Raw genomic sequence first — 8,789 nt, 5'->3', positions numbered from 1 at the left:
GGCTAGGCTGCACCCACTTCTCTCAAAAAACTACGATTATTTGACTGAAATCGTTTAAACTCGTTGCACTCAAACAAAAACGATTTTTAATCGTCTAGCTAATCTTGTTTTTTGGTTCACTGGCTGAGGCCGATGTAGAACCTACTAAAGAATTAAAATATTATTTAGGACAGATGTTGCCTAATATATATCTTAATACAAAAAAGGGTTGCCACAATTTATGAGACAACCCTTTGATACTAATTTAATGACTTTAGTTCTATAAAGAAGCTAAATAATCATTTACATTTTTTTCTATTCTGGCAGCAACATCTTCAACATCTGCTTTTTGAAATTTGTCACCTGTAATTTGCTCAAATAACTCAATGTATCTTTCAGAAACTGAATCCACATATTCCTCTGTCATTTCAGGAACTTGTTGTCCTTCTTTTCCTTGGAATCCATTTTCAATTAACCACTGACGAACAAATTCTTTAGATAATTGCTTTTGATTTTCACCTTTCTCTAATCTTTCCTGATATCCTTCAGTATAGAAATAACGAGAAGAATCTGGTGTATGAATTTCATCTATTAAATAGATTTTACCATCTTTTTTACCAAACTCATATTTAGTGTCCACTAAAATCAATCCTTTTTCTGCAGCCATTTCTGTTCCACGTTGGAATAATTCCTGAGTGTATTTTTCCAACATTTCATAGTCTTCTTTAGCCACTAAACCCTGTGCTAAAATTTCCTCTTTTGAGATATCCTCATCATGACCCACATCAGCTTTTGTTGTTGGTGTAATAATAGGTGTATCAAACTTTTGATTCTCTACCATTCCTTCAGGAAGTGCCACACCACATAAACTTCTTTTACCAGCACTGTACTCTCTCCATGCATGTCCTGTTAAATATCCACGAATTACCATTTCTACTTTAAATGGTTCGCACATATGACCCACTGTTACCATTGGATCCGGAGTTGCAATTTTCCAGTTTGGTACAATATCTGAAGTGGCATCCAAAAACTTCTCAGCAATCTGATTCAAAACCTGACCTTTAAATGGAACTCCTTTCGGTAAAACTACATCGAAAGCAGAAATCCTGTCTGAAACAACCATTACTAAATATTGGTCGTCGATATTGTAAACATCCCTAACTTTTCCAACATAATGCCCTTTTTGATTAGGGAACTGAAAATTGTTTTGAACAATTGCTTTACTCATTTCTCGATTATTATTATAATTAAACTTAATGTTACAATTTTATTTTACGAAAGAATATTAAATCTTTCATGCCTTATCAACAACAAAACTACTATAAAAGTTTATCTAACTCGGCAGCTTCTTTTTTCATATCAAGACGTATATAAGTATTCTTTAAATATCTTACATACTTCTTTTCATCGGGATATTGCTTATGCAGTACTTCAAATTCGTCTTTTGCAATTCTGAAATTAGCTGAAACCTTTTTTAATTCTCTTTTAAGATAAACATAAGCTGTATAGTTTTTATCCTTATTATACTTAGCCATTTCATTTTTATACCAATTTTCAGCAAAATCGTAATAGTACATTGCTTTATATTCTCTGGCTTTATAATAATCAGGATTTTCTTTTACTAAATCACTACAAAATTGAATGGCATCTTTTTTCTTTCCCAATGTTTCTAATGCATTGATATATACCATACTTTGTGATTCAGTAGGCTTACTTAAATTTGCAAAAGATGATACGATATTATCCTGATTACCATTCCTAACTTCGTTATCAAAAACTTTAGTATTATAATATTCCGCTGCTCCATTTGCTTTCAAATAATCTGCATACTTATTCAATACTGTTGAAAGATTATTTCCTGATGTATTTTCCGTTGCATCAATCAGCCCCTTAACACTGTTTAATGTTACAGAGTCTATCAATGCAAAATTATAGTTTTTTATAGCATTCTCATAGTTACTTAATTTGGAAGCACTAATTGCTGCATTAACATAAAAACTATAAGGAACCTCTAAATTAGCCTGCTGATACTTTTCTATTAATGAACTATACTTTTCATAGGCTACAGCAAAATTTCCTTGTGCATATTGGTTTTCAGCTCCCAGTTGTTCTGTTTGTAATTGTTTTAATGGGTTACAACTAAAAAGTCCTAATCCTAATAAAGCAGCTACTATTATGTTTTTTAATGATTTCATATTCGTAAAGTGTTGTGTTTTAATATTTGGGATAAATACATACTTAAATTTTCATAATTATGATACTTAAAAATATGTATGTGTTGTGTTATTTTCTTTTTGGCAAAGATAAAAAAAAGCATGTTGAAAGCCAGTACTTTTAGTAATTCCGGTAATTTTTTTTGATAATTTTTGATGGTATTGTAAAATTTAATTCTATTTTTGCAACCGCATTTGAAAAGTCAAATGTTTCAAACGGGTTTAGCTCAGTTGGTAGAGCACTGGTCTCCAAAACCAGGTGTCAGGAGTTCGAGTCTCTTAACCCGTGCATAGCCCGACATAAATGTCGGGTTTTTTTGTATCTTTAATTTTCCGGAGAGGTGACAGAGTGGCCGATTGTGCAAGCCTGGAAAGTTTGTGTACTCGCAAGGGTACCGCGGGTTCGAATCCCGCCCTCTCCGCACAAAACCGCTAAAGCAAATTATAGCTTTAACGGTTTTTTTATTTTATATCTTTATTACTCACCATTTAAGACATTAGAGGATCAATGCCGAAATTAAAATAGCTCAAAATATTTAGACAGGATTAACAAGATTCTCAGGATAAAATTGTCAACCCGAAAACTATGCTTAATTAGAACTAAGTTTGAGTGGCTTTAAATGTATTTAGAGTACCGATTCCGGTGTAATTCGTAGCTACATTAGGCTGTTTATCCCTGAATAGGATATAAATACTAAAATCATCTTTATTAAACGAATAGAAGACACCTAAAAGCTGCTTTTCATACCAATTTTATACAAAACAGCAATTGTTTTTCAGATACTACACAAGAAGTAATTGTTATTCACGAAAAGTAAGTATTTATGATGTACTCCAACTCATGAATAAGATATATTAGCTGTCTATTTTATACGCTCTGTATAAAGAATGAGATTTCTACTCTGCAATACGATACCAATTTTCACTTAGCTTTTTATTGGTTTTAGGATGATCTGATTTTGTTCTGGTATTATATGTTCTAATTATTGAAGTATCAGTTGTGTAAATAAATGCAGAATAATGATCAATAAATCCGCGGTCGATAAAAAACGTTACTGTAATACTCCCGCCCCTTAAAGTCTACGTTGCAATAAGGAATACAAATCTCGATAAAAAATATTTAGACAAGATTAACAGGATTGCCAAGATTATAAAATCCTCTAATGAAAGGAAAATTATTCATTTTTATGTACCTCATCTATAGCCTTTGCAACCTTTTTAATAGTTGATTGAGACACACCACATTCTTTGGCGATTGAATCCCAATGTGAGACGGCCTCCTGTACTTGTTCCAATATCAATTCAGGTTTCTTTATTCCAAAATGCTTTCCTAATTCTAAAAGCTGTTTCCTTCCCGGATTTTTACTCTCTCCAGCAACCATAGTACTGTGAAAGCCATATGCTGAATTTGAAAAAGTTAGATCATATACAGGTGCGAAACTCCAATGGCCTTTAGCATCCATTAAAAAAGAAAAGTTCTTACTATGATCATCCCTGTTATGAGCAAACACATTAAAAGCTGCCAGACGCAATACTTTTTCGTATGCCTTCACATGTTTCTCTAGCTGAAAGGCACAATCCATTAAATGACCATAATCCATGGTACTCATTCTAAAATTATCATGCATCAACCCACTAGCGGCATGCATATGGATCCTCTTCCCCTTAATTCTATCAAAACGTTTCGTACCAAAGTATGTTTGTCCCGACCGACCTGTAAATAGTTTACATTCGCTCATTTCCAATCCGGCTTTTAATGCCATTTTATGGTAAGCATATTCAATATTAGCAATTTCTTTAGGGTCAGATGACGATGGAAATTTTATTATCCAATCTTCAAAACCTTCTGCCAGTTTTTGATGACCATGCATTAATTCTTTGGTGACATTATTATATCCAACAAATATTTTAGGACGTGCTCCACCTGAAGAACCACCTAAAGTAAAAAGCTCGTCTATTATATCCGAATCGCTTCCTCTTAAGATATGATCCATCTCCCTGGCTATCATATCCAGTTCTATTTCAGATGAAATTGCAACTTCTTCATCAAACTTTGGTTTGTAACACAAAGCACCCATACCTTTATCACCAACGTAAGACAATCGATCCAATGGAGTTATATTTTGCATATTTACACCTTTCGATGCAAGGGAGCGATCTAACAACAACCTCCCCCAACCATCAGGTAACGAATCGTTAAAAACTCCATATAACCCATCAAAAGGTTCAAAACCGGCGAAATTGATTTCATTATTATAATGAAGCTTAATGGGTGAAATATTAAAACCTGATTTCAAAAAATCAGCATTATAGCGAAAGTAGATTGTTCGGTTATCCCTTACCATTTCTCCTACCTCATAACTTTGCTCTTCAAGCTCCAAAGACACTAAGATATTGTTGATATTTTTCATAACAATTTCTTTACCTACTATTTAGTTGAAAAAAGATGCTCAATATTGCCTAAGTCTTCTTTGGGTTGAAAAACTGACTTAAAATCGTCTAATCGATCAAGAAGGTGAGCTAACTTAAGCAATGATTCCAAAGATATTTGTCCGGTAGTTTCAAAACGTTTTAAGCTACCTAAAGAGACACCAGATCTCTCTGCCATATCTGATTGAGATAACTTTAATTGTTTACGTAAGGCTTTATGGCGTTTAGCCAGTTCCTTTCCAATTTCATGAGGTGTTGGATTAATCGAATACATATAGCTAATATATTAGCCAAATATAGCTATATTTTTATTTTTTAGCTAATATATTAACCAACATATTACAAAGTAACATTTATTAATTTGGCGATACCTGTTGGTAGACTTAGTTCGTCAACCTTTAACTCTGCTATAATTACAACTAATCTTATTTAAATTATTATGCAATCTTCTCTATATCTGATTCCGACTTTTGAAAAGATTTAGTGCAGCGCAATCCTGGATAACAATCTTGACAATATAAGCCTGCAGGATACTACTTATTGACACAAACTTACTCTTCAACCATTTTATTTACAAACTAAGAGAAAGATTCTGCATAAATATCCTCATTACCATTTAAGAAAACCTTACCAGAATCTTTATGGATATAGAATGTGCCATCAATATCATTCGTAAAAACTCAATTAATCCTTCTTTAAGTAGCTCATTTTCTATATTCATTGCAGTCCTTTACAAGCTATGTTGTATATTTATGTAGATATTATTCAATAACATTTCTACTCTGCAATACGATACCAATTTTCACTTAGCTTTTTATTGATTTTAGGATGATCTGATTTTGTTTTGGCATCATATGTTCTTATTCTCGTAGTATCGGTTGTATAAATAAATGCATAATAATGATCAATAAATCCGCGGTCGATAAAAAACGTTACGGTAATACTCCCGGATGGTTTATCATCAACAAATATTTCATTTCCTCCATTTGAAATAGGTGGAAAATGATTGAGTTTTACTTTATAGTCTTCAAACTCCCCATTTATTGCCTTTTCAACTATTCGTTCTCTTTCTTTTAATCTCAAATCCCAATCCAGTTTTTCAATAAGATCAGAACCAAATATCAAACTTGAAATACCAATTATAATTGAGATGGATAGCCCTATTTTATGAAATTTTGTTACGCCTTTATTTTGAATCCATGGCATAAGCAAATAAATGGTAAGTATTAGAGCTATAATTAAATAAGGGAACACAATAACAATTGAGAATAAGCCAAAGGTATAATAATAGAAAAATGGTGACTGGAATATGGCTAAAGAGATAAGAATTATGGTAAATATCCTATCAACCACGGATGTTGACTTAACTTCCTTTTCTTGTCTTTGTCTGGATAATATTAAAATAAAAATTCCTATTACTGGTATGACAATTATTAATCCCATTTGATATGCTATATTATTGTAAATATTTAACCCGAATTATACATTAGATAGTTTATTACATAATCCGAGTTATATAGTAGTTTAAGTATCTAAATTAAAAACGTAATTAATTATTTACTTTTGCCTGTTAATAATATGATATGTAGAATATTCCAAATTGCGATTCAAAGAAGAACAAGATGTTAATACAATTGCTAAAACAAGAAAATACTTAATCATCAATCTATTATTCATCGAGCAACTAGCACACAACGGCTCATATATGAAATACTTGGCATTTATTGCACTATCTTTCACAATACGAAAAAATATTTTCATTTATAAACACTTCAAATATAACACTTTCCGCCAAATGTTTTATATACATTGTTGGCGGTTCGTTCTTTTTCCTTTCTTTGTTAATCATTTCGTTATATATTTGTAACCATTATATAAGGTTTAACAAGGTGGTTATGAGTGAATATTTATCTCTTTCAGAAACAGCAGAATTAGTCGGAAAATGTAAAGAAACCCTTAGAAGATGGGATAATGAAGGTATTCTTAATGCCGTTCGAGAGCCTGTTTCCAATTATCGTGTTTATAAAAAATCAGATGTCCATGCTTTATTAGGAAATCTATTTGATGATATAAAAGAAGAAGAAGTTTCCAATTATGTAAAACCTAATCATAATTATTCAGTCCTTGAGCTTTTTGCAGGTGCTGGTGGACTTGCTGTTGGACTTGAAAAATCAGGTCTAAAATGTGTTGCTTTAAATGAAATAGACAAATGGGCTTGCAATACTTTAAGGAAAAATCGACCTCATTGGAACGTCCTTGAAGGCGATATTAAAGATTTTAATTTCTCAAAATATAAAAATCAAGTTGATGTTGTTACTGGTGGTTTCCCTTGTCAGGCTTTTAGTTATGCAGGAAAAAAATTAGGTCTTAAAGATGCACGAGGAACCTTGTTTTATGAGTTTGCGCGCGTTGTTCAAGAAGTATCTCCTGCAATATGTATCGGCGAAAATGTACGAGGTCTACTAAGCCATGAAAAAGGTAAAACCTTACAAGGCATGATTTCAATTCTTGATGAAATCGGTTATAATGTTGTGCCTGTTCAAGTTTTAAAAGCTATTAACTATAAAGTTCCGCAAAAAAGAGAGCGTTTAATCCTAGTTGGCATTCGAAAAGACATTGACATTAAATATGAATACCCAAAGCCTTATAAAAGAATATACAATCTGTCGGATGCTCTTAAAAAAGGTGAATTATATGACACAAATGTTCCAAAATCTGATGGTGCAAAATATCCTCAATCAAAGAAAGATGTCCTTGATTTAGTTCCTCCTAAAGGTTATTGGCGCGACTTACCGATAGACATTCAAAAAGAATATATGGGCGGTAGCTTTTATCTTGGTGGCGGAAAAACTGGAATGGCTCGCCGAATCGGTTGGGATGAACCAAGTCTAACTTTGACTTGTAGTCCTGCACAAAAGCAAACTGAACGATGTCATCCCGATGAAACTCGTCCGTTTACAGTCCGAGAATATGCTAGAATACAAACATTTCCTGACGAATGGAAATTTGACGGTTCAATTGCTCAACAGTACAAACAAATAGGAAATGCTGTTCCGGTTAATTTAGGTTGTGAACTTGGGTACTCTATTATTAATTTTTTGAATAATTATTACTTAGTTAAAAATCAAAAAGAGGAGATTTCTTGATTTCCTCTTCTAAATCCGAACATCCTTTATTTATCAAATCTTTTGTATCAATGGTAAGTATGCTTTTATGCAACTGTTCAACTAATCCATCATAGAAATTTGGGAACCCAGTAATTCTATGCCATAAATCTTTTCCGATAATCACAGGGTGTGTTTTATCAATAGTTTTGTAGTGCATGCTAAGTTCATCTGCTTCCCCATACAAAACACCAACAATAAAGTCAGTATTATTAACGCCCTTAAATGCTTTATTTGTCCTTGCTAAATTTATTGTAGTTGTAAATTTATTTAGAAGAGGTTTTACATCTTCTGAATTTATTGTATTTGGTCCAGATTTTAGTTGACACCATTTTTTCCTATTATCAACCTTATCTTTAAACTCAATATCCATTCCTTTAATCAAAGAACCACTTGCTAAATCTAATTCTACAAACATATTTTGGATTCTTGTCCCAAATGATGTGTTTATAGAAGTTCCTAATACTCTAGGGTAAAATAAAGCTTTGGCTACACCCTTTGCTGTATAATCCCCTTCCAATACTTTAGACAAGTATTTTACAACAATTGGATTTATATTGTAAGATTTCAGCTTGGCATTGTTTTTTAAGGATGCTTCAATATGGTTTTTGAAGATATATGTTTCAAAATACTCAACAATTTTTACGATTAACTCTTTTTCTGTCATAATATTCCTTAATTAAAGGAAACAAAGATAGCAATTATGTCAAATAAATATTCAACTGACTGTATTAAAAAGTAAAATACCCACCTCTTTCTTTTAATAATAACTGGTACTAACCACCAACCCCCATTTTCCACCTATCCTTTTACTCTCCTATGGTATGACAAGGATATGACGTTGTATTGACTATGGTTTTACCAGGCCTTTTTTATAGTATTTCTTCGGTTCCTTAGAACCAATGAATAACCAAAGAAATACCAAAGACAACCCATAGACATACCAACCACAACCCAACCACATACCAAAGAACAACCAAAGAAAACCAAACAAATACCAAAG

At 32.4% G+C, this 8,789-nt stretch carries 7 protein-coding genes and 2 tRNA genes; 3 read left to right on the top strand and 6 right to left on the bottom strand.

Annotated features, from left to right (window positions below):
* Window positions 1-259: 259 nt before the first annotated feature.
* Both OM075_RS23505 and OM075_RS23500 read right to left on the bottom strand, forming a co-directional pair.
* A complete protein-coding gene (locus OM075_RS23505; protein WP_301193004.1) occupies window positions 260-1,207 on the bottom strand; it encodes a phosphoribosylaminoimidazolesuccinocarboxamide synthase in 948 nt (315 codons plus the stop codon).
* 91 nt (window positions 1,208-1,298) lie between these two features.
* Window positions 1,299-2,174 (bottom strand): outer membrane protein assembly factor BamD, encoded by an 876-nt coding sequence (locus OM075_RS23500; RefSeq protein WP_301193003.1) that lies wholly within the window; start codon window positions 2,172-2,174, stop codon window positions 1,299-1,301.
* 234 nt (window positions 2,175-2,408) lie between these two features.
* Here OM075_RS23500 and OM075_RS23495 point away from each other — a divergent pair.
* Together OM075_RS23495 and OM075_RS23490 are read left to right on the top strand one after the other, a co-directional pair.
* Window positions 2,409-2,481 (top strand) — tRNA-Trp (locus OM075_RS23495).
* Window positions 2,482-2,527: 46 nt separating this feature from the next.
* Window positions 2,528-2,614: transfer RNA gene (locus tag OM075_RS23490), tRNA-Ser, on the top strand.
* 753 nt (window positions 2,615-3,367) lie between these two features.
* On the opposite strand, the gene OM075_RS23485 is transcribed toward OM075_RS23490, so the two are convergent.
* The 3 genes from OM075_RS23485 to OM075_RS23475 all read right to left on the bottom strand — a co-directional run bounded on the left by OM075_RS23485 (window position 3,368) and on the right by OM075_RS23475 (window position 6,065).
* Window positions 3,368-4,603, bottom strand: a complete 1,236-nt coding sequence (locus OM075_RS23485) for a type II toxin-antitoxin system HipA family toxin (RefSeq protein ID WP_301193002.1) — start codon at window positions 4,601-4,603, stop codon at window positions 3,368-3,370.
* Window positions 4,604-4,620: 17 nt separating this feature from the next.
* Window positions 4,621-4,896, bottom strand: coding sequence for a helix-turn-helix domain-containing protein (locus OM075_RS23480; protein WP_301193001.1), 276 nt, complete (start codon window positions 4,894-4,896; stop codon window positions 4,621-4,623).
* Window positions 4,897-5,399: 503 nt separating this feature from the next.
* The gene (locus OM075_RS23475; protein WP_301193000.1) at window positions 5,400-6,065 is read right to left on the bottom strand and encodes a hypothetical protein; all 666 of its coding nucleotides are present in this window, start codon (window positions 6,063-6,065) and stop codon (window positions 5,400-5,402) included.
* A gap of 452 nt (window positions 6,066-6,517) precedes the next feature.
* On the opposite strand from OM075_RS23475, the gene OM075_RS23470 reads away from it, so the two are divergent.
* Window positions 6,518-7,768, top strand: a complete 1,251-nt coding sequence (locus OM075_RS23470) for a DNA cytosine methyltransferase (protein WP_301192999.1) — start codon at window positions 6,518-6,520, stop codon at window positions 7,766-7,768.
* Here OM075_RS23470 and OM075_RS23465 read toward each other — a convergent pair.
* A complete protein-coding gene (locus OM075_RS23465; RefSeq protein ID WP_301192998.1) occupies window positions 7,740-8,453 on the bottom strand; it encodes a PmeII family type II restriction endonuclease in 714 nt (237 codons plus the stop codon). The two genes, OM075_RS23470 and OM075_RS23465, sit on opposite strands and share 29 nt — an antisense overlap.
* Window positions 8,454-8,789: the final 336 nt, after the last annotated feature.

This window comes from Plebeiibacterium sediminum, assembly GCF_026013605.1.
Classification (GTDB): domain Bacteria; phylum Bacteroidota; class Bacteroidia; order Bacteroidales; family Marinilabiliaceae; genus Saccharicrinis; species Saccharicrinis sediminus.
The sequence above is the reverse complement of the archived record's forward strand: the minus strand, read 5'-3'. Positions and strand labels throughout refer to the sequence as shown.